Here is a 23,020-nt window from a genome sequence, read left to right on the forward strand (position 1 = left end):
GACTAAGGCGCCAGTCTCTCGTCCCCATTCATGGCTTGGCGCCAGCAACCGGCGCCAATTTTGATCGCTGCCTCACCCTAATCTCGATGCGCCTTCGAGCCCGTACATCGCCAATCTGCGCTCCGTCGGTGAGATGATCGCCGGGCAGGATGAGCTGACCACCAGACATCGGCAAAATCGTAAACCCCTTTAATGCGGGCATGTCACTGAGCACACTTGTAACTGAAATCGCGCGGGCCAGCCCAAGACCGGCATTGTCGGCGGGATGGAGTGAGCCGATTTCCACTTTCCCTGACAGGACCGGTTGGAGCCCCTTGTCCATGTTGGAAGATTCGCCCGCCATTGCCTGTTCGTCCGTGTGTCCAATTACCTCAATCACGTCGACACCGTACGAGGTCGCAGTCCCGGCGATGGTCTTCGCAAGATCGCGCAACTTTGTTTTGAAGGCATTCGAAAGCTCTGCGCTTCCGGTATCGAAATTATAGCCATCCAGTTCGCTGAGACTGATGATCGGCGGCCAATCGTGAGGTTTTGCTGCTTGCGTCGGCTCTGCAGCCTCCTTGAGCACATCAGCCAGATCCTGCAGCCCTTTGTCGGTGCCGGCGTAACCAAATTCTCTCAAGACCTTCGCCGCATCTATCATGGCCTTGGTCTGATCAATGCTTATGTCGTTGTCCGCAAGGACTTTCGCGACAGGGGCATTTCGCACGACCTCCTCCAGAGAAATACCTGTTTCCTTGACCGACTTAACAGCATCCTTGGCCAGGACCAGCTCGCGCCATTGTTCGTCGGGAACGGTTCCTCCCCTCGTGGGCTGAAACACCGCTTTTATCTGAGCCAGAAGCCGCTTGTTCTCGGCTTCGAGCCTCTGCACGTTTTCCTTGTTTGATTGAGTGGCTCGCAGTGCCTCATCGGTCTCTTTCTGCTTTTTCGTGATGATAGCACCGGCTGCTAGCAACAGGCAGAACACCAAAAGCAGCATCGTCTCGGCCATGGTCAGGCCCAGTATCAAACCGCGGCCAAAACCCTTGCGCTCGAAGGCGACCGAAGTCCCGCCAGCGTCACTCACCTGCCCCACCAACTGGTTCGCTTAGGCGGTTCCGTTCGTTCGGCGGGAGGCTCGCTTCCCAGAGTTTGGAAAGCGTCTGGTTGGGGCTCAGGCTCGACCCGAATTGGTGCGCTCTCGACGGTGTCATTTGCGGCCAGATCTGCCAGTGGCTGTTCAATCGCGATAGGAGCGTTGAGAGGGGGAACAGGCCTCGGCGCGTGAAGGGTTCTTCCTGCCAAGGTTGCGACAAGGTCTCCGGTGTCCTTGCTTTGCTTTTGCACCACTGCGGCAAGCGCCTGGGTCAAGCGTTGTTGCGCTTGGACGCTCTCCGCTGTTTGCTCTGCGGCTGCCACAGCCTTTTCCACACCTGCGGCCACTTTAGCCACAGCATCAACGATGCCCGCCATGCGGGCTTGCTGTTCCTGCGAAGCCGTCTCTGTTTTGACAGCATACTGAGCGACCGCGCTGCCAAGAAGTTTCACCATCGGCGCCAGATCGTTCTTAAGGACCTCATCAGGGACGACAACCTTCTCCAACTTGGTGGCTACGCTTTCGGCCTGTTCACCCAGTCTGCCAACTGAAGAGGACATTGAGCTGTTGGCTTTGTCGAGCAGATCGGCTGCCGCCTCGACGCGCTGTGCGATCGACGAGAACTGACTTTCGATCTGCCCAAAATTGTGGCTCAAAGCATTGCTGAGCTTTCCCGAGGCCTCTTGAACTGGTCTGATCGATTCCATCGCGATTTTATCCAGGGCCGATCTTATGTGCTCTCCGTTCCGCTCCGCTTGAACGGCGATTTCGGCAAAACCCTCCTCCAACATCTGATTGCTTACGCGGCGAAAGTCAGCGAATTCCCTGGTTACACTTTCCATCTCGGCTCTTACACGCCGCGTCATATCCGCGAGTTCGTGCCTGACCGTCCGTTCGATGTCGGCAGGATCGCGGCGCATCTGATTGTAAAAGATCCGCAAAGCAATGCCCGTGATCGTCGACGTCACCGCGATACCAAAGTTCCTCACGATTGTGTCGGTGGATCCTTCGGAACCAAACTGAAACAGCGATACGCCGAGACTCGTCAACGTAAACAGGAAACCCATGTAGTAGAGATTGTCGCCTGTTTGCTCATCGTGGAGCCGTAGCTTGCCGGTGAAGACGGACGCGGCAAGATAGATGAGCATCAGGCACACCGGTGCGCTCGCCGCCATTATAGGGTCTACGCCCGACAGCTTGGCTATTGCGATGAACACGCAGCCACCCAGGGTTAGCGTCGCAAAGACGAAAAGGGGCAGGCTCGGATGTCCTAAGAACGACTCCCCTCGCTTCTTGGCCATTAGTTTAACCCCTCCAACCCTACCAGCTTCTCAAAATCACCATGATGGCTTTGAACCCACCGGGTCCAGAACTCTGCATGTTCGAAAGAGCCAAATGGCTTCTTCGCCCTATCGACGTAGAGTATCGTAAACCCGACGCCATCGAGCGATGTCCCGTAAGTCCTGTCAGCCGCGCTATCAAGGTACTTCTGATAATCGAGACCCGAACGATATTGTGAGTACAGCGCCGTATGTTCGATCATATCTGACGCGACTATTATTCGCTTAGCGGTCTTCTCTTTCGCCAAACTGCTGTCGAATAGCGACAGTTTGATTTTCTGAATTCCGGCCATGATCGGAGATTGGCTCGCGGATTCTCCATTGGGAATCTGGTCGGGAAGGTTCGTCAAAGGGTCCTCGAACGCATCTTCCCATTTCTTCTGCCGCCGAGACGGATTGTTCGTCCAGCTGTCGACCGTCGAGCCGTCGCCCGGATTGCATCCATCAAACATCACAGTCAGGTCGCCGGGCCTCGCGCCCAGCGTCAATATCTTGAGATAGCCGCCAGGCTCGACGCGCCCAATGGTCTTGCGGAATTCATTCTTCAGATCCGCCATGGTTATCGGCGAAATCGGGTCGGTGGCGTCGATCAAGACCGCTGTCAGGCTCACAGGTCCGTTCAGTGGGCAATTCGTGCTGATGTCGATTTGGTCCTTCCCGGATCTCGACCACATCCAAACAAAACCGGCCAGCATCACAGCCGACAGCACGGCCAATCCGGCTGCTGCGACAATTGTGCCGCCACTGCCTTTCTTTCTTCTGCGACCCGGCCTAGCCATTCACGCTATCCGGATGAAGCTTGTCGAGATCTCGGTACTGTTCGATCCCGCGCTCGCATTCCAGCCCGATGAGCCGCACCTGAGCGTTGAGTTCTTCCTGCGCGTCACGAATTGAGGCGCCCAGTTCCTTCTCGCTCCATTCATCGTCGGACGATATCAGGGGTTTTATGCGCTCAAGTTTGTAGGGTGTGGCAAAATGTTTTGGCGCTGGCTCTGTGCGGGCCTGGAAATTGGCCTCCCTGTACTTTGAGAGAAGCTGGTTGCAGGCTCGCTCCAGCTGGTCTTGATGCTGCGCAAAGAGCGTCAGCAGCCTCGACCGATGGTCGATGATCGCTCGATGCTCCCTGCGTCTGCTCCCCAGCCGCTTGACGATGTCCTCCACCTTCTCGTTGTGCTCATCGCGCACCTCTTGCAGAGCCTCGATGAGCTCGCTCTTGCGCTCGATGTAGTCTTCCCGGCGAGCCACCAATCTGTTTTCGACACCCGCATAGCCCGGGTATGGGTCGAGAACGAACCAGCCGTCGATAAACGCAAAGATCGAAAACATGAGACCAATGCCGAACAGAAGCCAGGATTTCACGTCCATAAGGCCAGCCGGATTGGCGAGCATGCTGCGCACGACCTCGACGCCGGCTCCGTCCACAAAGGACCCGCTAGCCTCGCGGTAATGCGCAAGCGCTAGGTTTATGGTCAATGCCAAGCCGATATAGGCCACTATCGACAGCGCGCCGATCAACTTCACAAAAAGCGATCTGTGAGTCACCAGGCGTGCACAGAATATTGCGAACAGCAGAGCGGCGCCGATGTTCAAAAACGAGAAAGCGGCGGCTTCGAGGAGCCCGCCAAAGAATCCCTGTTCATTTCCCTTTGCGAGGAAATTTCCGTTCATCGCCGTTTCAATGAGGAACAGGAAGATTAGCAGGGACACTCGGAAAACATGGGCCGCTCCGTGTTGAACCCTCACAGCCCGGACAAGCCCGTGCTTCTGTTTGAACCAGTCGTGTTCTTTCTCCGCATCGTTGAGCGATTTGCGCAATCCGTGAAGTTCGTCCAGGCCCACCGCGATCGAGGCCTTGAAATCGGAAACACTGGCGGCGTTCGCCTGACGGATCAGACCAAACTGCTCTTCAAAGTCGAGGCCAGCCAATCGGCCGGAGAGTAGCTGTAGGCTGTCTTCGAGTGTGTGATGTGCGGCCTTCTTTTCGTCCTCGACCCTCTCGATAACTGTGTGCTCTATATCGTCGAAATTCTTGGCCGTTTTCGGGGGCTGGTTAGCCTCGCCTCGCTGCGTTCCACGACCTTCAAGATCCATTTCGCGATCAATTTTCGCGACATCCAAGCTATTGAACAATTGGGTGCTGGCGCGGAAATCGTGATTTGCCTCTAGTAGAGACTCCCGCAGTTTATTTAGCTTTTCGAATTTTATTCCCACAGCACCGCACCCATTTTTGTACCTCTGCCCGCACAAATGGCTTCTATGCACAGTAGAAGCAAAGGGCAACTGCGTCTTCGCAACTTTGCGGTCCACTGCTCACGAGACGATCGTCTGATGTAAAAATGACAACGATAGCTGCCGTGGCAAGCGGACTTGGGCCAATGAATAGGCCAGGCAGCATACTCTTCTCCGCCGGGCTTTGTGGCGAAGGAACTGAAGATCACGCCAATGAGCTGCTAAAAATCGACTCCAGAGGCGTTCGCGCAGTAGCAGAAGCGCGCGCCCTCGGCGCGCACCACGCCACCAAAGTAAGCGCCGTCAATCTCGACCTCGCCTTCAAGGGTTTCGTTCTTGGTTTCAGCCGACAGGCTTCGCGCAGTTTGTGAGCCAGCACAAAGGCGGTCTTGTACTGCACGTCCAGATCGCGAGAGAACTGGACCGCCGACATGCCCTTCGCGCCGTTAACAAACAGGCAGATCGCGGCGAGCAGATCGACAAACGACAGCTTGCGCCAAGGCGAAGATCGTGCCCTCGTAACCGAGAACTGCGCCCCCGCAAGCGGCGCACTTGAACTTGCGACGGGTCGGAATGTCGTAATGATCCAGGCACCCGCATTTCCGGCAAACAGGCTCGCCTTGAGTCGAAGCCCAGCGAAGGCGCTTGAACGCGTCGTAAGCCTTTTCCTCGCCACCCTTGTAAATCTCTTTCAGAGAAAGGGAGCGGCTTTCGGCGGAAAGGAGGAAGTGTTGGGCTGTTGTCATCATATCCGGTTATATGCGGGGCTTGTATCGCCAAATACAGGGGCCTGTACCACCGACTGTGATGATATTTTTTGAGGCGAGGCTATGGCAGGCAAGGACGACCCGCAGACCGTCGAATACGAGACGAAGCCAAGAACCTTTTGAAGTCAGAGTTGAAGCGGAAGGGCGTTACCTATGCCCAACTCGCCGAAAAATTGGCGACTATGGACATTCACGAAACCGAGCGTAATTTGAACAACAAAATAAGCCGGGGGGCTTTAGCGCTGCGTTCTTACTGCAATGCTTAGACGCTATCGGGGGCATCCTCATTGCGGCTTTCGGAGTAGTTTTACTCGGGGCGGCTTTACCGCCAGACGAGCGCAAGAGCACTCAGCCCCAACATTCCGAACAGCATCAAGAGACCATAGGCAACCCTGTTGCGGCAAGCCCTCCGCCAGTCCAACAGGCAAATGAACCCCCAAGTTACACTAACCCATGCCAAGCAGGTCACGATGATCGCAGTTCCGATCTGTGTGCCCAGTGGAACGCTGCCGACGCTGCCCAACAGTCGGCGAACTGGACCACCATTGGCGCTATCGTGGGTGCTTTCACGCTCGCCGCTGCTATGGCCGCTGCTTACTACGCCAAAGAGGCTGCTAGGCACATCCAGCGCAGCGCCGACATTGCCGAAAAGGCTTTGCTCGATATCGAGCGCCCGTATCTGTTCGTCACCGCCACCAAACCGTTGGTGGGGGTGACGCACGATTGGGCTGACAAGCCCGACAACAAAAGACCAATTCCGGAAGCGGCATACTCGATCAAGAATTTCGGACGCACTCCTGCCATCATAAACAAGATTCGGGCGAGCCTCCGGCTTTGCAACTTGCCGCCAACTCCGCATTACCATCCCGGAGAAATCAATGACGTTGAACGGGTGCTCGGGGCAGACGATGCTCTTAGCCCTGCAGCTTTTGATCGCGGCGGCCCTATCACAAACAATGTGCTGAATGAGCTTTTCCTGTCCGATACTCACATAGGGGCGGGTTCCCTTCCATATGTATCTGTATGGCGAGATCACTTATACGAGCGTCAACGGGATCACCGACCAATTCGGATTTATCTACCGCTACTCGCCTCCCGGCAATACGTTCCATTTGCAGGACATTCCCGGCTACACCTACCGCCACCGTGACGTGAAGAAACATAAGCAAAACGATGACTTATCGGCCTTAGACTTGCTCCGGACGCGTAAAAGCGGCCTCGGGCGGCTGCAAGATCGCTACAATGTTTATTTTTGATATCCGCTCGGTAAGGCGCTTTTCGCTTAAGCAACTAGGCGTTCTCACATTTTTTGTTCAAGAACAAGGCGTTACACAACTTGCCTACGAGGCGGAAGCGCCTTAGGTGTCAACGTTTACATACGCGAAAGTGCCTAAACATCCTGCCTGCTGCGGATGGAAAAACGCTGACTGTAAAAGCCCGCCAACCTTTCGGCGGGCGGGCTTCCACTGCCGGAACTGGAGAGTGTCATGTCGACAGCCCCGACAGGTCGGAAAGGGGTCGCTGGTTAGCGGCGCGAGATCAGCAAGCAGAGCCGGCGCAGCTCACGATCATAGGTATCTTCGTTGCTAAGCACTTCGACGCAGCGCTTCTTCATCCGAGTGACCTGGGCGTTCGACATATCGCCGACAACGCTAGCCAGATTCGGGTTGCTCGAAGCGGTCGGGTTGCTGGGGTTGGCGGCTGGATTGGTTCCAACGCCGACATTTACGTCGGCACCGACCCCGGTGACGACACCGACATTGGCGCGGCCGGTGCCGATGGAAGCAGTCGCTCCGCCAGTGCCGCCGACGGAGGCTGCGGCATTTGCCCCAGAACCGCCTAGGGATACGCTAGCCGTAGCGCCGCTGTTGCCGCCCACATTAGCGCTGGCGCCTCCGCTGCCGACGGATACCCCGCCGACGCCTCCGACATTAATTCCAGCTGCAGTCGCTGGCATGCAAAGAATTACGAGAACACATCCGGCAGTCAGACTGCCCGTAAGAATTTCAAAAATTCTTGCCATAGTACGCCTCCTTGTTGCCCTGCAAAGGATGGGACATTTTTTGGGACCTACGGACCCCATAGTGACGCACTAGAGTTGAAAAACAACTTAACGGCCCGCGAAAGATTCGTTCTTGGATCATTACTTGGTAATTCTCAGGAGTCATATATAATAAAATTTTACTTTGGCTCCTACGTGATTTTTCCATTTGTCAGATAATATCATTCCCTAAGCACTCCAGGTGCGGTGCAACAAGGTTCAGGGATGACCGTCCGGCGATCAGTAAGCGGCTACTACCGCCGATCGGACATACAACGCTATATTAGCACCTTTTGACGAACCCGACCGGCGGGCCGAGCCAGAATCCCGTCAGCGCAAAACCTGCAAAATCGCTTCCGATGCTCGCCATTGACTAGCACGGAGGAAGTTCTGAGCGCCAAACACGGTGACCATCAACCTACGGCCGCTGGTAACTGTCGACGTCGAGCATTTCGCCTGGTTGAAAGCTATGTGGCGCCGAAGCGGAAGAAAACACTGCAGACCCCGTTTCCTAAAATCGTATCAGGGCATTAGCAGTGACGCCGAGCGGCCGCCGACCTATCGATTAACTCGGTCCGGAGCCAGAGCGTTATAAAGGAGCAAACACGCCAGAAGTGAGATGACGCTGCCTAGCAGTTGGTCTGCCGTCAGGCCGGAAAAATAGACGAGATCGAACGCCAGTACAGCCATCGCTCTAGCCACTCATGTTTGGAAAACCTAACGAGCTGGTCACCAAGTCCGGCCTGCTCAAGATCGCGCAACGTGTCCTTCAACTCCTTGCGCTTGTAGCGATTGATGATGCCGGCTTAGGTTGTGGCGGCATCTAACAAACATTCGACTCGCGCCTGCCATGACGACGACCCGCCGAAGCGAGCATCGCGAGCGCACAGTATTCAAATCCCCCAAGGCGTCCGTCGAGATTTGACAACAGACAGATGGCGCGGCGCGAGCTCTGACGCTGTACGACTGACGCAAGCGGCTCTCAATCCTGGGCGTTGTCCTTGGTCCGTGTGAGGCGGCTTTCGCCTTCCTCCGGGCCGAAGCAGCTTTCGAAATCATTGCAGTCCCGGCAACTGGGGGAGCTGCACAGCGAAAAGCCTTCGGCCTCGCAGAGCTTTCGGTAAAAGTATTTTTTCCATTTCATGTTTTGGGTGTTGCCGGCCGCCAGCGTCGGAAAATGCGAGGCGAGCAGGCGGCCGAGGTCGCTTCGACTAAAAAGGCCAAGGTCTTGCCAGAGGTGGTCATTGCGCATGGCACGCCGGGCGATGATCTTGGCGAAGCAGGCGCTTGCCTTGTCGTCGGGCCGGGCATGCGCCAGCAGCAGTCCGCGCAGAAGTTCTTCTTCCAGATCCGGCTCAGGCTCGCTCCCCTCTTCCAAGGCAAACGCGTTGATAGGAAAAGCAGGGAAACAGCGGGACAGGACATCGCGCAACTCGGCGCGCGAAAGTCCGGTTGCCTCCGTCGCCGTCGCCTCGCCGGCCTCGATCTCCTCGAGCGCACGTGAAAGCACACAGGCAAGCACATGCTGGTCGAACCTTCTCTCCAGCTGCGGCCATTGGCCGGTGCTGAGCCGGGCATAATGTTGGGCAAATATGGTGCGTTCTCCTGGTTTCGCCCTATCAAATCATGCAGAGACCCGGCCTGCCGCAACATGGGTCGGGCAGTTCTTCGGTACGGCACTCCGGGTCGCCTCGCGTCGAGTAGTTCGGCAATTCTCGTCTGGTCCATCGGCTCTGGCGCAAATTCTGTGATTCGAAGAGGTTCGCGAACCCCGGCCCTGCCGTTTGCGCCTCACGGGGAACACTGGCGCCGGAATTTGCCCCGCAGAGTTGGACGTGAACCGTGCGGGACAGAGGTCGCGTGCTGAGTGCGGCCACATGGTTCAAGCCGCCAGACTCACGGTTGAATGCCGTCTCATCCAGAGCGTCAGCGAGTGAGTTCCAGCGCACGTTCAGGACAGGATCGCGCGCCTCGTGATGCAGCCAGTTCCTCCCCTTCCGCAACTTCAATGTCACCAGGCAGGATGTAACCGTCATTATCGAGTTTAAAGATGTCCGGCGCTTGCGCCGCGCATCGCGCGTGGCCCTGGCATTTGGCCTTTTGGACGATGATGCGCATGGCGCTGCCTCCATTGTCTGTGCCCGGGCTCGGGGCGGGCCTAAGACCAGTCCAGGATCAAATTTTCGATCCCGAACACATGGCCGCCAGAAGTTATCGGCGCCGTACCCTGCTTGATCCTGAAAGCCGGGATGCGCGCCAGCCACTCCTCCAGGCCAATGACAATCTCGCGCCGGGCAAGGTGTGAGCCAAGGCAACGGTGGGGACCATAGCCAAACGCTGCGTGGCGGTTGTCCTCCCGCTCCAAATCAATCGTGTTGGGGCATTCGAATTCCGCCGGGTCACGATTGGCAATCATCGTGGCGCAGGAAACATAGTCCCCCTTCCGGATCGGCGCGCCTTCGAAGTCGATATCTTTCGTGGCCACGCGGATCAACTGAATGGGCGGATAGGCCCGCAGCAATTCTTCGGTTGCGAGCGGGATGCGGTCCGGTTCGCTCCGCAGCAATTGCTGATCTTTGAGGTTGCGTGCGAGGTACGCCAAGTCAAAGCCTATAGCTGCTGCGACCGTGTCGAGCCCAGCGACGAAGACAAGCACGCCGATGCCGCGGACTTGGGTGTCAGTCAGCCGGCGGCCCTCGACCTGTGCCTGCACTATAAAGGTCATGAAATCGTCAACCGCCTCATCGCGGCGCATGGCTGCAAGTTCGTCGATGAATGCCACGATCGTCCGGGCAGCCACAGGTCGTTCCTTATCGTCGCCGTGGAGCAGATCTTTCCCCCAGCCGACGAATGTATCGAGTCGGTCATCAGGCAACCCCAGAAAGCGAAGAAAGGTGCTCACCGCGAAAGGAAAGGCAAAATCCTTCATCACGTCGCAGCTTGTGCGCGACGCGGCGATCCTTTCGATCAGCTCGACCGCCCGTTCGCGGACAGCCGGTTCCAAAGCCAACACCCGCTTTGGCGAAAGCAGCGGATTAAGCAGTGAGCGAAAGACGCCATGGGCCGGTGGATCGAGCTCAAGCGGGATCGTCGGCCAGTTCTCACCCAGTATGGAGGAGAAGATGCTGCGATGGCTGGAAAAAGTCTCTGCGTCCTGCAGCACCTTCCGCTGGTCCGCGGCACGGGTGATGACCCAGGTACCCCGGCCATCTTGCGTGTTGTAGCGGGAGTAAAAGATCGGAGGCCCGTCATGTACGCAAGCGACAGCTGCGTGTGGATCCCCGTTGGGTGTTGGTGGCATCCCTGGCGATGTAAACAGGCTGAAGTCCCTCACCATTTCGGGCGGGACATGATCTGGAACGGGGTTGGTCGCCATTTTGTTTTCTCTACATTGGCGTTCATGGCTCAATTGAGATTGCACCGCTGTTCATAAAGTCGATTTCCAGCATGGGCACGTCTCTTGTCGGGCGCCTTCTAGATTCTGTCGCCTGATACAGCCCACCTGCACCAGCGCGGATGAGATGGGTTGCGAAGTCGATCAGAGGGGCATCTCCGCCGCGCTCCGGTCATGAAGCAAAGCGGCCGCTTCCCCGTTAGGGTTGAGAGACTGGTCAATCACCTCTGCCCTGCTGATCAAATTGTCGAAGCAAGTCGCGTGCCGGATAGGGTAGCCATGGCGGTGCACCAAGCAATGCCAGCCTGCGCTGGGTCTGCCGCTGATGATCACCTGTCCATCATTCTTATGACAACGTCCGACAACCGACATCCGTGGTCGGTTTTGTCGAGCCCGCGACATCGGGCTGTTCGGCTTGGCTGTTGCTGCACAGCCTGCCGGTCGACGAGCGAGTAGACCGCTCGCACGGCCCGGATTGAGCAACGACGCGATCCAGCGCAAGGATCGGGTGCGGTCCGAGAAGACCCGACGGCGCTTGCGCGAGACGATCGGAAATATCAAAAAGGTCAAGCCGCGCTTCGGTTCGGCGCCGATGGCGTATGCGTTTTATCGCTCGCAGGCGCTGCAAGGCTTTTCCGGCAGACGGCGATGCACTCGTGCGCACCGGTGCCGACCGGCGACCAGCTTGACTGTATAGATGCGGTCCATTCCGGCGTGCATCACCTGACCATGCGCATGCGCTACGACGGCATCCTTTCCGCTCATGGACCTAGATTTGCTCGCGAGCCGCTGTCGGAACGTGGTGCTGAGTCCTATCGCGGCCAATTCAATCCGAGGACCTGTCGGCAGTCAACACACCCCTGGAGGTCGGACCGGGAACGCGTGGCAGACTCTCGGCCAGAAACCGCCAGTCGCTGCCCTCGCGTTCGCCTTCCTTGCGCGTGCCGAAGAACTGGATGATCATCTTGCCGTCCGCGCCATAGGCTTCAATGGACGTAACGTGACCATCCCTCGTCGGCTTGCGCACGGCCCAGACCTCGCGGATGCGATGGGTCCTAAGATGCAGATGGAAGGTCTCTTCGAGCACATTGATCCGCGGCCCGATCTGCTTGACCGACCTGATCGGGCCGGAATGGATCTGAATGCAACCACGATTGCCGACAAAGCACATGATCGGCATCTCGTCTTCGGCCGCCTGTTGGAACAGGGCGCCAATGGCATCATTGTCGAGTAGCCAGGCGTCATCCTCGTCGGCCATACGCATCGCCTGGCAGCGGCTGAGCTTCAGTGTCTTCAACATATGGTAGAACTGATGCACGTCGCTTAGCCGGCCCCAGTGCTCGCGTAGGTCGTCGACCGTGGTGGCGTGGTCTGGACTCACTGCGTTATCGCGCGCCCCGCTCGCCTCGAGCGATATGATCGGCTCCTGGTCGGGGGATACAAGCTCTGCCGTCAGATCCTGATAGGCCTGCAGGTTCGAGGCGGGCGTGAGATGAGCTTTGTGCATCGCCTCGCCGGTGGCATCAAAGAATTGCAGGCTGCGGCGGATCTCGGCCCCCTCGCGCTTCTCGACGGCGAAGCCATACGCCCACGCTTTCGGGAAGATGCGCAGGTCGATCTCGTCGCCGAGCAGTATGGCATGCTGGTTGCCGGTGACCACTTTGCCGTAGACGCCAATCTTTTGGTGCACGGCACTTTCGTTGCTGGTGACCGCCATCACCTCGCCGACCGCTTCGAGGCCGGTCAGCAGATCATCGACGCGCGGCTCGATGCGCACCGCGCCGTGACCACAATGCGCCGCGACCAACTCGGCTTCCGAAATGCCCAATCGAGCGGCGAGATCATGCTCCCGGATCTTCGGATTGTCTTTGCACGCCCGCCGGATTTCGTCGGGCGACGGTTTCTCGCGTTGGTCCATGCTTACCCCTGTTTCTACGACGTGTGAGGATCATCTGCCCTGCCCGGGAACCTTCAGCCGATAAGGCGCGCCGAAATGCTCGATCCTGATCTGCTGCTGGCCCATGAACAAGGTGTCGCTGGACAGCGTGCGCACGGCGTCGCACCGATGCGAAAACCGGCGAGCAGCCACATGCCGATGGCATCCCATCGAGCCGGTCGGCGGCTACTGGGCGGTGGTGAGCCAGTATGGATGTTGTCGCAATCGGCCAAGCGGGCATTCGGATGCCACGAGCGGCGCTGCTTTGCCAACAACGCGTATCTGACCACGGTCCTGACATGTTACTCCCTTGCTTCGCCCCATCCATCGCGATGGCACCCACGGCATGGTTGTGGATCGGCATGCTCTTGCCGTCTCGCCAAACGGAGCTTCAAAAACCGTGCCAATTGCGCCGAGGCAAGCTCAGAAGAAGTTCTGTCCTTGGTGATGTGAGTTCACCCAAGAACTCAGGCCAACATCCCTCGTGCCGGACCCGACAAACCCGACAGCACGTGTCGATTGGCCGACACCTTATCAGCAATCAAGAGGCACCAGTGCGAGAGATGCCGCGCTGTGTTGAAACGTTTTTTGGCTTTGGCACGGTGCATGCAACGTGATGGGCAAGCAGGTCGCGGACTGAGGAGAATGGAGCCATGATTACGCTCACCGACAACGCTGTTGCCGCCTTCAAGACTGCTCTTTGCCGTGCCAGCGAGCCGGCGGAAGGCTTTCGCATTATGGTCGAGGCCGGCGGCTGCGCAGGCTTCAAATACTTAATGGGCCTGGAGAGCGTGTCGCGCGAGGGCGACGCGATCACTGACACAGATGGGGTCAAGCTGTTCGTGGACGCGGGCTCCCAACCCCATGTAGCCGGCATGACCGTCGACTTCCTCACCGGGCTCCAATCTTCCGGTTTTGTCTTCGATAACCCCAATGCGCGCGAAAAGTGCGGCTGCGGCAAGTCCTTCAGTTAAGCGCCCGAAGCGCCTGTGCGGCCGACAGAGTGATTTTGCGGCAGAGGAGACTTATATGGCCGGCACAACAGATGTCCCCGTCCTAAAAAACAAGACAAGGTCAAAGCCGATCTCGGGACCGCCATTCGCTCCCAGTAGGATTCAAAGAACGTCGCCTCCCGAAGCAGCTCGGTTCCTGGTGGCACCCGAGCTGCTTGCGGACAAATCGCCCCGCTGCGCCAAATTCGGCTCATCGGTAGCGTTATCGCGTTCGGGCGTCCTTACCTGCCGGCTGACCTACGGCCACTGCGAACATGTCCATATCGACGGAGATCCGGTTTACGTCAAACACTCCGGGCGCCTGCGCGCACTGCCAGTTCAAATGATCATCAACGGCATGCGCCAGAGGCTCAACGAGTCGGTCTAGCGCTCGCGTCATTCTGTTTAACTGAGGATCGCACCTATGAAGCCTGTCTACCTCGACAACAACGCAACCACACGGGTCGATCCTGAGGTCGTGCAAGCGATGTTGCCGTTCTTTAGGGATCAATTCGGCAACCCTTCGTCGGCACACGCTCTTGGCGCCTCAGTCAGTGCGGCGGTGAGAAAGGCGCGGAGGCAGTTGCAAGCTCTGATCGGCGCGGAGTTCGAGGATGAGATCACTTTCACCTCGGGTGGGACAGAAAGCGACAATGCAGCGCTTCTTTCAGCGCTCGAGGCGGCGCCCAACCGAACCGAGATCGTGACGTCCGCGGTCGAGCATCCCGCCGTGCTGACGCTCTGCGAGCATCTTGAGAAGACCCGCCGCCTCAAGGTGCACAGGATCCCGGTGGATTGCCGTGGTCGGCTCGATCTCGACGCCTATATGGCCGCCCTCACCCCACAGGTTGCAATCGTGTCAATAATGTGGGCGAACAACGAGACTGGTGTGATCTTCCCCGTGGCAAGGCTTTCCGAGTTGGCCAAGGAAGTGGGCGCCCTATTCCATACCGATGCTGTGCAGGCGGTCGGCAAGCTTCCGATGGACCTGAAGTCGACCGCAATCGACATGCTGTCGCTCTCCGGCCACAAGCTGCACGGGCCGAAAGGGATCGGTGCGCTTTTCGTAAAACGTGGCGTCGATTTCCATTCGCTGATCAAGGGGGGTCACCAAGAGCACAACCGGCGTGCTGGAACCGAGAATACGCCCGGCATAGCCGGGCTCGGCACGGCGGCCGAACTCGCCTTGAAATTCATGGACGACGAGACCACACGGGTAAAGTCGCTCCGCGATCGCCTGGAGGGCGGGATCCTCCAGCGCATCCCAAGCACCTGTGTCACTGGTGATCCCTTGCAACGGTTGCCCAACACCGCAAACATCTCCTTCGAACATGTCGAAAGTGATGGAATTCCACTTCTCCTCAGCCGCATTGGCATCGCGTGTTCCTCTGGCTCGGCCTGCACCTCCGGCTCTCTGGAACCAAGCCATGTCCTAAGCGCGATGAAAACGCCACACGCGGCAGTCCGCTTCTCCTTGGCGCGGGACAACAGCGAAGAGGACATCGACCGGGTGCTCGAGGTCATGCCGGGAATCGTGGGGAAGCTGCGCAGCTTTTCCGGTTCTGGGCCGGGTAGTCCGGTCTATGCGTGAGCCGCAGAAGAACAGGCTGCCTGTCATGACCGGTCATGTCTCCCTCAACGATACGACCTTGCGCGATGGCGAGCAGGCGCCGGGCGTCGCCTTCACCACGACGGAAAAGCTGGAGATCGCTGAGTCTCTTGCGGCGGCTGGCGTGACAGAGATCGAGATCGGCACGCCGGTCATGGGCGTCGACGAGATGGAAACAATTCGCGCCGTGGTAGCGCGGCGTCTTCCGGTTCGGCTCATGGCCTGGTGCCGGATGACGTCGTTGGATCTCGATGCAGCGATCGAGAGCGGCGTCCAAGCGGTCAATTTGTCGCTGCCTGCGTCGGACATCCAACTTGCCGCCAAGCTCGGCCTCGACAAGGCGGGAGCGCTCCAGGTCATCGATCATATGGTCAGGCGCGCCGCCGATGCCGGCTTCTTCGTCGCGGTGGGCTGCGAGGATGCCTCGCGGGCCAATCGGGATCATCTCGCCCGCGTCATCGAGACGGCCGCACGCGCCGGCGCAAGCCGCCTGAGGCTGGCCGACACAGTCGGTGTTCTCGACCCGTTTTCGACCTTCGAACTTGTCGCCCAGCTCGTGGTGCAGTCTCCAATCGACCTTGAATTTCATGCGCACAACGATCTCGGACTTGCTGGCGCCAACACGCTGGCGGCGATCCGCGCAGGCGCGCGCCATGCCTCCGTCACCGTCCTGGGGCTCGGCGAGCGTGCGGGCAATGCCGCGCTGGAGGAGGTGGCCGCCGCAATGGCAGTCTTCGACGGCGCAGACACCGGCATTGAGCTGACCGCATTGCCCGGCCTCGCCGCCCAGGTGGCTTGGGCCGCCCGCCGGCAGACCGCAGCCACTAAGCCGGTCGTCGGCGCCGATGTTTTCACCCACGAATCCGGCATTCACGTCGCAGGGCTGCTGAAGGACTCGCGTACTTATCAGGGGCTCGATCCGACTCTCGTGGGCCGCTGCCGGCGGATCGTCATCGGCAAGCATTCCGGCGCCACTGCGATTGCCCATGTGCTGAGCGAAAGCGGTCGCGATCTCGACCCGGATCTGGCAGCCGCGATGGTGGCCCGCGTCCGACGCGAGGCGGCCGAGACCAAATCGACCGTCACTGGAACTCGACTGGTCGAGCTCTACGATGGAATGTGCAGCGAGGCATCCCTCATCGAGCTGTGCGGGTCCAAGTCAGCCGTGCGCGAGCGCACAGAGGCCACAGTTTTGCGACCAGGAAGAATGCGATGAATTGTTCCGCTGACAGCCGCCCCATGGATGTCACCGACATCCTCGCACGACTGAAGCGCTTGTCGGCTGCAGAGGAATTCTTCTCAGTCCTAGGCGTCGCCTATGACCCGAAGGTACTGAATGTCTCGCGGCTCCATATCATGAAGCGTGTGGGCCAATACCTCGCCGAAGAAGATTTCTCCGGTCTGCCCGACCAGGTGATTGCCGCGAGGGTGCGCGCGACGCTCGAACGAGCTTACGAGGACTTTGCGATTTCCTCGCCGCTCACGCATCGGATTTTCAAGGTGCTCAAGGACCACGATCCGAACAAACCTGCCGCGCCGGGTCACACCTTTGTTCCGTTCGACTCGGTACTGAAGCGGTTCGGACGGGAATGATCGGCGACAAGGGTGCGACGCGACAATGTCGAGCAGCCGCCAAATGCGGTCATCACCACAGCGCCGTCAGAAGCAACCAGCCGAAGTTGTAGGAAAGGGGAGCGCAAGAGACTTGGCACGAATAATGCGGACAAAGGAGATAACCGCAATGCCGGACCCGGACAGGAGCCTAGAGAAACCGCCAATGCACATCGTAATCTGCATCAAGCAGGTGCCGGACTCGGCACAGATAAGGGTCCATCCGGTCACGAACACGATCATGCGCCAGGGTGTTCCGACCATCATCAACCCTTACGACCTGTTCGCCCTCGAAGAAGCGCTCAGACTGCGCGACGCACATGGCGGCGAAGTCACTGTGCTCACCATGGGTCCGCCCATGGCAGAGGACGCGCTGCGCAAGGCGCTCGGTTACGGCGCCGACCGAGCGGTGCTCTTGACCGACCGCTATTTTGCCGGCTCCGACACGCTGGCAACCTCGTTCGCCCTTTCCCAGGCAATCGCGAAGATTGGCGAGACGTTCGGCACGCCAGACCTCGTCTTCACCGGCAAGCAGACGATCGATGGCGACACCGCCCAGGTCGGGCCCGGCATCGCCAAGCGCCTCGGACTCCTGCAACTGACCTATGTCGCGAAGATCCCTTCTGTCGACCTTGCTGCACGCGAGATCAAGGTCGAGCGCCGTTCCGAAGGCGGCACACAGATGCTGAAGAGCAGGCTCCCTTGCCTCATCACCATGCTGGAAGGCACAAACGAGATCCGCCGGGGCTCGATCCAGGACGCCTTGTGCGCCGCGCGCAGCCAGGTCTTGAAATGGAGCGCGGCCGACGCCGGCATTGAGGATCTCACCAAATGCGGCCTGCGCGGTTCACCGACGGTCGTCAAACGTGTTTTCGCCCCTCCTGCTCGAGCTGAAAAGGCGGCACAAATCGACACCGCCGAGAAGGCCTTGCGCGATGTCGCTGACGAACTCATCACCGCAATCTTCACCCGCCAGCCGGCGCTGGAACATGAGCTCGCCTTTAACGGCGGCGCGTGACGGCAAGGAGCAAAACGATGTCGACCGCGAACGGAGAAACCCCTCGCCCTGCCGCCGGCCGCGCCGGCATAAAGAAGGAATTGCCCGTCCATTTCAAGGACTATCGGCACGTTTGGGTTTTCATCGAGCTCGAACGTGGCGAGGTCCATCCGGTATCATTCGAACTGCTCGGCGAAGGCCGCAACTTAGCAGACAAGCTTCAGGTCCAGCTTGCAGGCGTCGTGCTTGGACCGCCGGGAGAGGCCGTCGGGAACGCCGTTGCCGAAGCATTCGCCTATGGCGCTGACCTTGTCTACATCGCCGAGGCGCCCCTGCTCGCCGACTATCGGAATGAACCTTTCACCAAGGCGCTGACGGATCTGGTCGATACCCACAAACCCGAAATCCTTCTTCTCGGTGCCACCACACTGGGCAGGGATCTTGCCGGCTCCGTGGCGACGACCTTGCAGACGGGGCTCACGGCCGACTGCACCGAACTCGATGTGGATACCGACAGTTCGCTCGCCGCCACGCGTCCGACTTTCGGCGGTTCCTTGTTGTGCACGATCTATACGCTCAATTTCCGCCCGCAGATGGCGACCGTGCGGCCGAGGGTCATGCCCATGCCGCAGCGGACGGATAAACCGGTCGGGCGTGTCATCCGGCACAAGCTTTCGCTTGCCGAGGACGAGATCGCTACCAAAGTCCTCGGCTTCCTGCCGGACAATCAGTCGGCGAAGGCAAACCTTGCCTATGCCGACGTCGTGGTTGCGGGAGGCCTTGGTCTTGGCGCGGCGGAGAACCTGCAGCTTGTGAAGAACCTCGCACGAGCAATCGGCGCCGAGCACGGCTGTTCGCGTCCGTTGGTCCAGAAGAGCTGGATGCCAGCTGATCGGCAGATCGGCCAAACTGGCAAGACGATCCGGCCGAAGCTTTACATAGCGGCCGGGATTTCCGGCGCCGTCCAGCATCGGGTTGGCGTGGAGGGGGCGGATCTCATCGTGGCCATCAACACCGACCCGAACGCGCCGATTTTCGATTTCGCTCACCTCGGAATCGTCACCGACGCGATCCGCTTCCTGCCCGCACTGACGGAAGCCTTCACCCGGCGGCTGTCGCCCCACAGTCGCGATAAGCTTTCGAGCTAAGGGGATGGACATGATCGAGGAAAACTTCGACGCCATTGTTGTTGGGGCAGGCATGTCCGGAAACGCAGCTGCTTACACCATGGCCAGCCATGGCCTGAAGGTGCTGCAGTTGGAGCGGGGTGAATATCCGGGCTCCAAGAATGTCCAGGGTGCCATCATGTACGCCAACATGCTGGAGAAGATCATCCCGGATTTCCGGGATGATGCGCCTCTCGAGCGGCATTTGGTTGAACAGCGGCTTTGGGTGATGGACGACACATCCCATACAGGGATTCACTATAGGTCGGACGACTTCAATGAGGCGAAGCCCAACCGGTACACGATCATCCGTGCCCAGTTCGATAAATGGTTTTCGCGTAAGGTGCGCGCGGCCGGCGCGACCGTTCTGTGCGAGACGACCGTGACGGAACTCATCCGTGATGCCAATGACAGGGTGATCGGCGTCCGCACAGACCGGGCAGGCGGAGCCATCTACGCGGACGTGGTCGTTCTCGCAGAAGGTGTCTGCGGACTGCTTGGCACTCGAGCCGGCCTGCGCGAGATGCCAAAGCCGCAAACCGTGGCCCTCGCCGTCAAGGAAATGCATTTCTTGCCCGAAGAGGTCATTGAGCAGCGGTTCGGCGTAAAGGGCGATGAGGGCTGCGTGATCGAGGCGGTGGGCACGACCTCCCGCAGCATGGCCGGGCTCGGCTTCCTCTATACCAACAAGGAGTCCATCTCACTGGGCATTGGCTGCCTCGTCTCCGATTTTGCCGCGATGGTCGAGAGCCCCTACGTTCTCCTTGATGCCTTGAAGAGCCATCCTTCGATCCGGCCGCTGATCGCCGGCTCGGAAGTGAAAGAATATTCCGCACACCTCATTCCCGAAGGCGGCTACAAGGCTATTCCGCAGCTCTTTGGCGATGGTTGGGTCGTGGTCGGCGATGCCGCGCAACTGAACAACGCCATTCACCGCGAGGGTTCGAACCTCGCCATGACCTCCGGCCGCATTGCGGCTGAGGCAATCGTCGAGGTCAAGAGCCGCAACGGTCCGATGAACAAACGGAATCTCGCCCTTTACAAAGCCATGCTGGACAAGTCCTTCGTGGTCAAGGACCTGAGGAAATACAAAGACATGCCGGCCTTGCTCCACACCAATTCATGCAATTATTTCACGACTTATCCGCGGTTGATGTCGCAAGCTGCGCAGAACTTCATGCGTGTCGACGGCACGCCGAAGATCGAGAAGGAAAAGGCGACCACGGCGGCCTTCATCAAGGCGCGCTCGCGCTGGGGGCTGGTCAGCGACGCGGTCCGCCTTGCATTGGCGTGGCGCTGAGGGGAGACGAAATGACCAGCGCAGCGACGAAGTCACGTGTCGAGGACAAGCTTTACCAGAACCGCTACTTGGTGGATTCCGGCCGCCCGCACATCAAAGTGCGACCGCACCAGAAGCCGAGCGCGAATTTGCTCGCGCTGACCCACGTCTGCCCGGCGAAATGTTATGAGTTGAACGACAAGGGTCAAGTGGAGATCACTGCCGACGGCTGCATGGAGTGCGGCACCTGCCGGATTTTGTGCGGGACGACTGGTGAGATCGAGTGGAACTATCCACGCGGCGGTTTCGGAATCCTCTTTAAATTCGGATGACAGGCGCACGCATGCCCTAAGCAGATACCGCGCTCAGGGACTCTACGATATGTGAAGGTGCTGACCGCGCCAAGCGAGCTGGAGATTACGCTCGCCATACGCTGGGCAATTGTCGTGAACGTCCTGCCCACGTTTCTGCAGACGGGTGATGGAGAAGTCGTCGTCTGGACGCTGAAGGAGAGCCGGAGATTGCCGCCACTGCCGGCAACACCCACGCACCTCAATCAGGCACTCGCCGCCTCATACCACAGGCTGTACCAGATCGAGCGGATTGCGGCTGCCGGCCAGTCGCATCGGCGCCTCCGCAGCAAGGTATCTCCCCTTACGGCCGGCGTCCGAACCATGCCGCTTGTCGCCCGCATCTGACGGAACGCTAGTGGCTGATCGACGCGATTGACAAGGCCGGTTGGGTTTTGCCAGGGCGGCTCGTATCCCTGGCCTCACGCCCTGGATAATCGGCTACGCCCTGCGCCGGCATGGTATCAAGGTTAAGAAATTCGGGACGTCGTGATGACGTCAAGCGTAAGCAGCCCGGAGTGGTCTCGCTCACACTCTGCGCGCCCGAGGCTGCTAGCCTCGCGACCCTATTTGCCTGTCCACTGTCGTAAGCCCGACAGGTGTGTCGGAGCAATCCGAAGGAATGTGACACGGGAAGCCTATTCAATGAACCGAAACAGCTCTTTGGGCTGGCATAGCTCTTGCGCTTTGAACTGCGACATCACGCAGCAACGGAGCCGTTCATGTCTGCACCGGCAATTTCGCTTGAGAGCCTCAGCACGACATTCGGTGACCAGTTGCTTGGCACCATGAAACTCGGGGGCTGCGCGTCTTCGTCCTGCGGCTCGTCGACAAAGCCCGACGACAAGGATCCGGCTGTCTGGGAGAAGATCAAGGATCACCCCTGCTTTTCAGAAGAGGCGCATCACTATTTCGCGCGTATGCACGTCGCGGTCGCGCCGGGCTGCAACATCCAGTGCAACTACTGCAATCGCAAATATGACTGCGCCAACGAAAGCCGGCCTGGGGTGGCCTCTGAAAAGCTGACGCCCGATCAGGCGCTACGCAAGGTGATCGCGGTCGCCAATGAGGTGCCGCAGCTTTCCGTGCTCGGCATCGCCGGACCGGGCGACGCCTGCTACGACTGGAAGAAGACGAAGGCGACCTTCGCCAGGGTCGCCAGGGAAATCCCAGACATCAAGTTTTGCATATCCACGAATGGGCTGGCGCTGCCCGACCATGTCGATGAGCTTGCTGACATGAATGTCGATCACGTGACGATCACGATCAACATGGTCGACCCTGAGGTCGGTGCAAAGATCTATCCTTGGATCTTTCACGATCATCGCCGCTACGTCGGCATTGAAGCCACCCGGATCCTGCACCAGCGGCAGATGTTGGGCCTGGAGATGCTGACCGCGCGGGGCATCCTCACCAAAATCAACTCGGTGGTGATCCCGGGCGTGAATGATGAGCATCTGATCGAGGTGAATAGATGGATTAAGGAGCGAGGCGCGTTCCTGCACAACCTTATGCCGCTGATTTCGGACCCGGCCCACGGCACGCACTACGGTCTGAGCGGGCAGCGCGGCCCAAACGCAATGGAGATGAAGGCTCTTCAGGATCGTGTCGAAAACGGCGCCCAGTTGATGCGCCACTGCCGGCAGTGCCGGGCAGATGCCGTGGGCCTGCTCGGAGAAGATCGTGGCCAGGAATTCACAGTCGACCGGATTCCCGGCGAGGTCACCTACGATGCCAGCAAACGCAAGGCCTATCGGGAGCTGGTCGCGGAGGAGCGCCGTGATCACGTCGAGGCTAGGAGAGAAGCGATCGGATTGGTCAAGGCAGCGAGCCCCGGCAAGTCCCTTCTCTTCGCGGTGGCGACCAAGGGCGGCGGCCGCGTCAATGAGCATTTCGGCCATGCGAAGGAATTCCAGGTTTATCAAGCCTCGCTGAAAGGGATCAGCTTCGTCGGGCATCGGAAGGTGGACAAGTATTGCCTTGGCGGCTGGGGCGCAGAAGCCGCCCTCGATGGCGTCATCGCAGCGCTTCAAGGCATAGATATCGTGCTGTGCGCCAAGATTGGAAATTGCCCGCAGGATCAGCTCGCGGAGGCTGGAATCAGAGCCACCGACGCCTGTGCCCATGACTATATCGAGACAGCAATCAGCGCGATTTACATCGCCGCATCTGGGACCCCCACACTCGCGGCGACGGCCTGAGCTGTCTCATTCATTCGGACCAGGAGTTAA

23 protein-coding genes and 1 pseudogene are annotated in these 23,020 nt (G+C 59.0%); 12 read left to right on the top strand and 12 right to left on the bottom strand.

Annotated features, from left to right (window positions below):
- Positions 1 to 28: 28 nt before the first annotated feature.
- The 5 genes and pseudogenes from X726_RS144715 to X726_RS01000000167370 form a co-directional block, all read right to left on the bottom strand.
- Complete coding sequence (locus tag X726_RS144715; RefSeq protein WP_031215323.1) at positions 29 to 1,069, bottom strand: OmpA family protein; 1,041 nt, start codon at positions 1,067 to 1,069, stop codon at positions 29 to 31.
- Positions 1,066 to 2,379 (bottom strand): hypothetical protein, encoded by a 1,314-nt coding sequence (locus X726_RS1000000168230; protein ID WP_023672193.1) that lies wholly within the window; start codon positions 2,377 to 2,379, stop codon positions 1,066 to 1,068. Before X726_RS1000000168230 ends, X726_RS144715 begins: the two co-directional genes overlap by 4 nt.
- Positions 2,379 to 3,197 carry a hypothetical protein gene (locus tag X726_RS144710; protein ID WP_031215325.1) on the bottom strand — a complete coding sequence of 273 codons (819 nt, stop codon included), beginning with the start codon at positions 3,195 to 3,197 and terminating at the stop codon, positions 2,379 to 2,381. Before X726_RS144710 ends, X726_RS1000000168230 begins: the two co-directional genes overlap by 1 nt.
- A complete protein-coding gene (locus X726_RS144705) occupies positions 3,190 to 4,623 on the bottom strand; it encodes a hypothetical protein (protein ID WP_031215327.1) in 1,434 nt (477 codons plus the stop codon). Before X726_RS144705 ends, X726_RS144710 begins: the two co-directional genes overlap by 8 nt.
- A gap of 293 nt (positions 4,624 to 4,916) precedes the next feature.
- A pseudogene (locus tag X726_RS01000000167370) lies at positions 4,917 to 5,393 on the bottom strand (IS1595 family transposase); the annotation flags it as partial.
- A 152-nt stretch (positions 5,394 to 5,545) separates the two neighbouring features.
- On the opposite strand from X726_RS01000000167370, the gene X726_RS1000000171910 reads away from it, so the two are divergent.
- Complete coding sequence (locus X726_RS1000000171910) at positions 5,546 to 5,680, top strand: DUF6471 domain-containing protein (RefSeq protein ID WP_245270967.1); 135 nt, start codon at positions 5,546 to 5,548, stop codon at positions 5,678 to 5,680.
- Positions 5,681 to 5,736: 56 nt separating this feature from the next.
- On the opposite strand, the gene X726_RS1000000170735 is transcribed toward X726_RS1000000171910, so the two are convergent.
- On the bottom strand, positions 5,737 to 6,405 hold the full coding sequence (locus X726_RS1000000170735; RefSeq protein WP_023672197.1) for a hypothetical protein: 669 nt from the start codon (positions 6,403 to 6,405) through the stop codon (positions 5,737 to 5,739).
- Between the two features lie 22 nt (positions 6,406 to 6,427).
- On the opposite strand from X726_RS1000000170735, the gene X726_RS1000000170740 reads away from it, so the two are divergent.
- Positions 6,428 to 6,670 carry a hypothetical protein gene (locus tag X726_RS1000000170740; protein ID WP_023672198.1) on the top strand — a complete coding sequence of 81 codons (243 nt, stop codon included), beginning with the start codon at positions 6,428 to 6,430 and terminating at the stop codon, positions 6,668 to 6,670.
- Between the two features lie 269 nt (positions 6,671 to 6,939).
- On the opposite strand, the gene X726_RS0136080 is transcribed toward X726_RS1000000170740, so the two are convergent.
- The 6 genes from X726_RS0136080 to hemP form a co-directional block, all read right to left on the bottom strand.
- Positions 6,940 to 7,437 carry a hypothetical protein gene (locus X726_RS0136080; protein WP_031215328.1) on the bottom strand — a complete coding sequence of 166 codons (498 nt, stop codon included), beginning with the start codon at positions 7,435 to 7,437 and terminating at the stop codon, positions 6,940 to 6,942.
- A 1,000-nt stretch (positions 7,438 to 8,437) separates the two neighbouring features.
- Complete coding sequence (locus tag X726_RS144690; RefSeq protein WP_033001942.1) at positions 8,438 to 9,049, bottom strand: nitrogen fixation protein NifQ; 612 nt, start codon at positions 9,047 to 9,049, stop codon at positions 8,438 to 8,440.
- A 332-nt stretch (positions 9,050 to 9,381) separates the two neighbouring features.
- A complete protein-coding gene (locus tag X726_RS1000000169615; protein ID WP_084558962.1) occupies positions 9,382 to 9,573 on the bottom strand; it encodes a ferredoxin in 192 nt (63 codons plus the stop codon).
- A gap of 40 nt (positions 9,574 to 9,613) precedes the next feature.
- Positions 9,614 to 10,831 (bottom strand): cytochrome P450, encoded by a 1,218-nt coding sequence (locus X726_RS144685; RefSeq protein WP_023727121.1) that lies wholly within the window; start codon positions 10,829 to 10,831, stop codon positions 9,614 to 9,616.
- Between the two features lie 844 nt (positions 10,832 to 11,675).
- Entirely contained in the window at positions 11,676 to 12,767 is a 1,092-nt protein-coding gene (locus X726_RS144680; RefSeq protein ID WP_023672205.1) for a hemin-degrading factor, read from the bottom strand.
- A 30-nt stretch (positions 12,768 to 12,797) separates the two neighbouring features.
- Positions 12,798 to 12,902 carry a hemin uptake protein HemP gene (gene hemP / locus X726_RS1000000170745; protein WP_023672206.1) on the bottom strand — a complete coding sequence of 35 codons (105 nt, stop codon included), beginning with the start codon at positions 12,900 to 12,902 and terminating at the stop codon, positions 12,798 to 12,800.
- A gap of 536 nt (positions 12,903 to 13,438) precedes the next feature.
- Here hemP and X726_RS144675 point away from each other — a divergent pair.
- From X726_RS144675 to nifB, 10 genes are all read left to right on the top strand, one after another.
- On the top strand, positions 13,439 to 13,759 hold the full coding sequence (locus X726_RS144675) for an iron-sulfur cluster assembly accessory protein (RefSeq protein ID WP_023672207.1): 321 nt from the start codon (positions 13,439 to 13,441) through the stop codon (positions 13,757 to 13,759).
- A gap of 442 nt (positions 13,760 to 14,201) precedes the next feature.
- Complete coding sequence (gene nifS / locus X726_RS144665) at positions 14,202 to 15,368, top strand: cysteine desulfurase NifS (protein ID WP_023672209.1); 1,167 nt, start codon at positions 14,202 to 14,204, stop codon at positions 15,366 to 15,368.
- Positions 15,369 to 15,393: 25 nt separating this feature from the next.
- Positions 15,394 to 16,602 (top strand): homocitrate synthase, encoded by a 1,209-nt coding sequence (gene nifV / locus X726_RS144660; RefSeq protein WP_033001946.1) that lies wholly within the window; start codon positions 15,394 to 15,396, stop codon positions 16,600 to 16,602.
- Positions 16,599 to 16,979: a nitrogenase stabilizing/protective protein NifW gene (nifW, locus tag X726_RS144655; RefSeq protein ID WP_023687348.1), complete on the top strand. Its 381-nt coding sequence runs from the start codon at positions 16,599 to 16,601 to the stop codon at positions 16,977 to 16,979. Before nifV ends, nifW begins: the two co-directional genes overlap by 4 nt.
- 184 nt (positions 16,980 to 17,163) lie before the next feature.
- A complete protein-coding gene (locus X726_RS144650; protein WP_023672212.1) occupies positions 17,164 to 18,015 on the top strand; it encodes an electron transfer flavoprotein subunit beta/FixA family protein in 852 nt (283 codons plus the stop codon).
- A gap of 17 nt (positions 18,016 to 18,032) precedes the next feature.
- A complete protein-coding gene (locus tag X726_RS144645) occupies positions 18,033 to 19,142 on the top strand; it encodes an electron transfer flavoprotein subunit alpha/FixB family protein (protein WP_023672213.1) in 1,110 nt (369 codons plus the stop codon).
- A 10-nt stretch (positions 19,143 to 19,152) separates the two neighbouring features.
- The gene (locus X726_RS144640; RefSeq protein ID WP_023712672.1) at positions 19,153 to 20,460 is read left to right on the top strand and encodes an FAD-binding protein; all 1,308 of its coding nucleotides are present in this window, start codon (positions 19,153 to 19,155) and stop codon (positions 20,458 to 20,460) included.
- Positions 20,461 to 20,471: 11 nt separating this feature from the next.
- A complete protein-coding gene (locus tag X726_RS144635) occupies positions 20,472 to 20,771 on the top strand; it encodes a ferredoxin family protein (protein ID WP_023806340.1) in 300 nt (99 codons plus the stop codon).
- Positions 20,772 to 20,822: 51 nt separating this feature from the next.
- On the top strand, positions 20,823 to 21,137 hold the full coding sequence (locus X726_RS144630) for a hypothetical protein (RefSeq protein WP_023672216.1): 315 nt from the start codon (positions 20,823 to 20,825) through the stop codon (positions 21,135 to 21,137).
- A gap of 374 nt (positions 21,138 to 21,511) precedes the next feature.
- Positions 21,512 to 22,990 (top strand): nitrogenase cofactor biosynthesis protein NifB, encoded by a 1,479-nt coding sequence (gene nifB, locus X726_RS144625; protein WP_023672217.1) that lies wholly within the window; start codon positions 21,512 to 21,514, stop codon positions 22,988 to 22,990.
- Positions 22,991 to 23,020 lie beyond the last annotated feature (30 nt).

Origin of the sequence: Mesorhizobium sp. LSJC285A00 (assembly GCF_000503155.1) — a bacterium.
GTDB lineage: Bacteria > Pseudomonadota > Alphaproteobacteria > Rhizobiales > Rhizobiaceae > Mesorhizobium.

Excerpts from the sequence above, each read along its gene's own strand:
- X726_RS144650 (WP_023672212.1), top strand. The coding sequence starts at position 17,164 with ATGCACATCGTAATCTGCATCAAGCAGGTGCCGGACTCGGCACAGATA.
- X726_RS144685 (WP_023727121.1), bottom strand. The coding sequence starts at position 10,831 with ATGGCGACCAACCCCGTTCCAGATCATGTCCCGCCCGAAATGGTGAGG.
- X726_RS144710 (WP_031215325.1), bottom strand. The coding sequence starts at position 3,197 with ATGGCTAGGCCGGGTCGCAGAAGAAAGAAAGGCAGTGGCGGCACAATT.
- X726_RS144680 (WP_023672205.1), bottom strand. The coding sequence starts at position 12,767 with ATGGACCAACGCGAGAAACCGTCGCCCGACGAAATCCGGCGGGCGTGC.
- X726_RS144635 (WP_023806340.1), top strand. The coding sequence starts at position 20,472 with ATGACCAGCGCAGCGACGAAGTCACGTGTCGAGGACAAGCTTTACCAG.
- X726_RS1000000168230 (WP_023672193.1), bottom strand. The coding sequence starts at position 2,379 with ATGGCCAAGAAGCGAGGGGAGTCGTTCTTAGGACATCCGAGCCTGCCC.
- nifV (WP_033001946.1), top strand. The coding sequence starts at position 15,394 with ATGACCGGTCATGTCTCCCTCAACGATACGACCTTGCGCGATGGCGAG.
- X726_RS1000000169615 (WP_084558962.1), bottom strand. The coding sequence starts at position 9,573 with ATGCGCATCATCGTCCAAAAGGCCAAATGCCAGGGCCACGCGCGATGC.
- X726_RS0136080 (WP_031215328.1), bottom strand. The coding sequence starts at position 7,437 with ATGGCAAGAATTTTTGAAATTCTTACGGGCAGTCTGACTGCCGGATGT.
- X726_RS144675 (WP_023672207.1), top strand. The coding sequence starts at position 13,439 with ATGATTACGCTCACCGACAACGCTGTTGCCGCCTTCAAGACTGCTCTT.
- X726_RS144640 (WP_023712672.1), top strand. The coding sequence starts at position 19,153 with ATGATCGAGGAAAACTTCGACGCCATTGTTGTTGGGGCAGGCATGTCC.
- nifS (WP_023672209.1), top strand. The coding sequence starts at position 14,202 with ATGAAGCCTGTCTACCTCGACAACAACGCAACCACACGGGTCGATCCT.
- X726_RS1000000170740 (WP_023672198.1), top strand. The coding sequence starts at position 6,428 with ATGTATCTGTATGGCGAGATCACTTATACGAGCGTCAACGGGATCACC.
- X726_RS144645 (WP_023672213.1), top strand. The coding sequence starts at position 18,033 with ATGTCGACCGCGAACGGAGAAACCCCTCGCCCTGCCGCCGGCCGCGCC.
- nifB (WP_023672217.1), top strand. The coding sequence starts at position 21,512 with ATGTCTGCACCGGCAATTTCGCTTGAGAGCCTCAGCACGACATTCGGT.
- nifW (WP_023687348.1), top strand. The coding sequence starts at position 16,599 with ATGAATTGTTCCGCTGACAGCCGCCCCATGGATGTCACCGACATCCTC.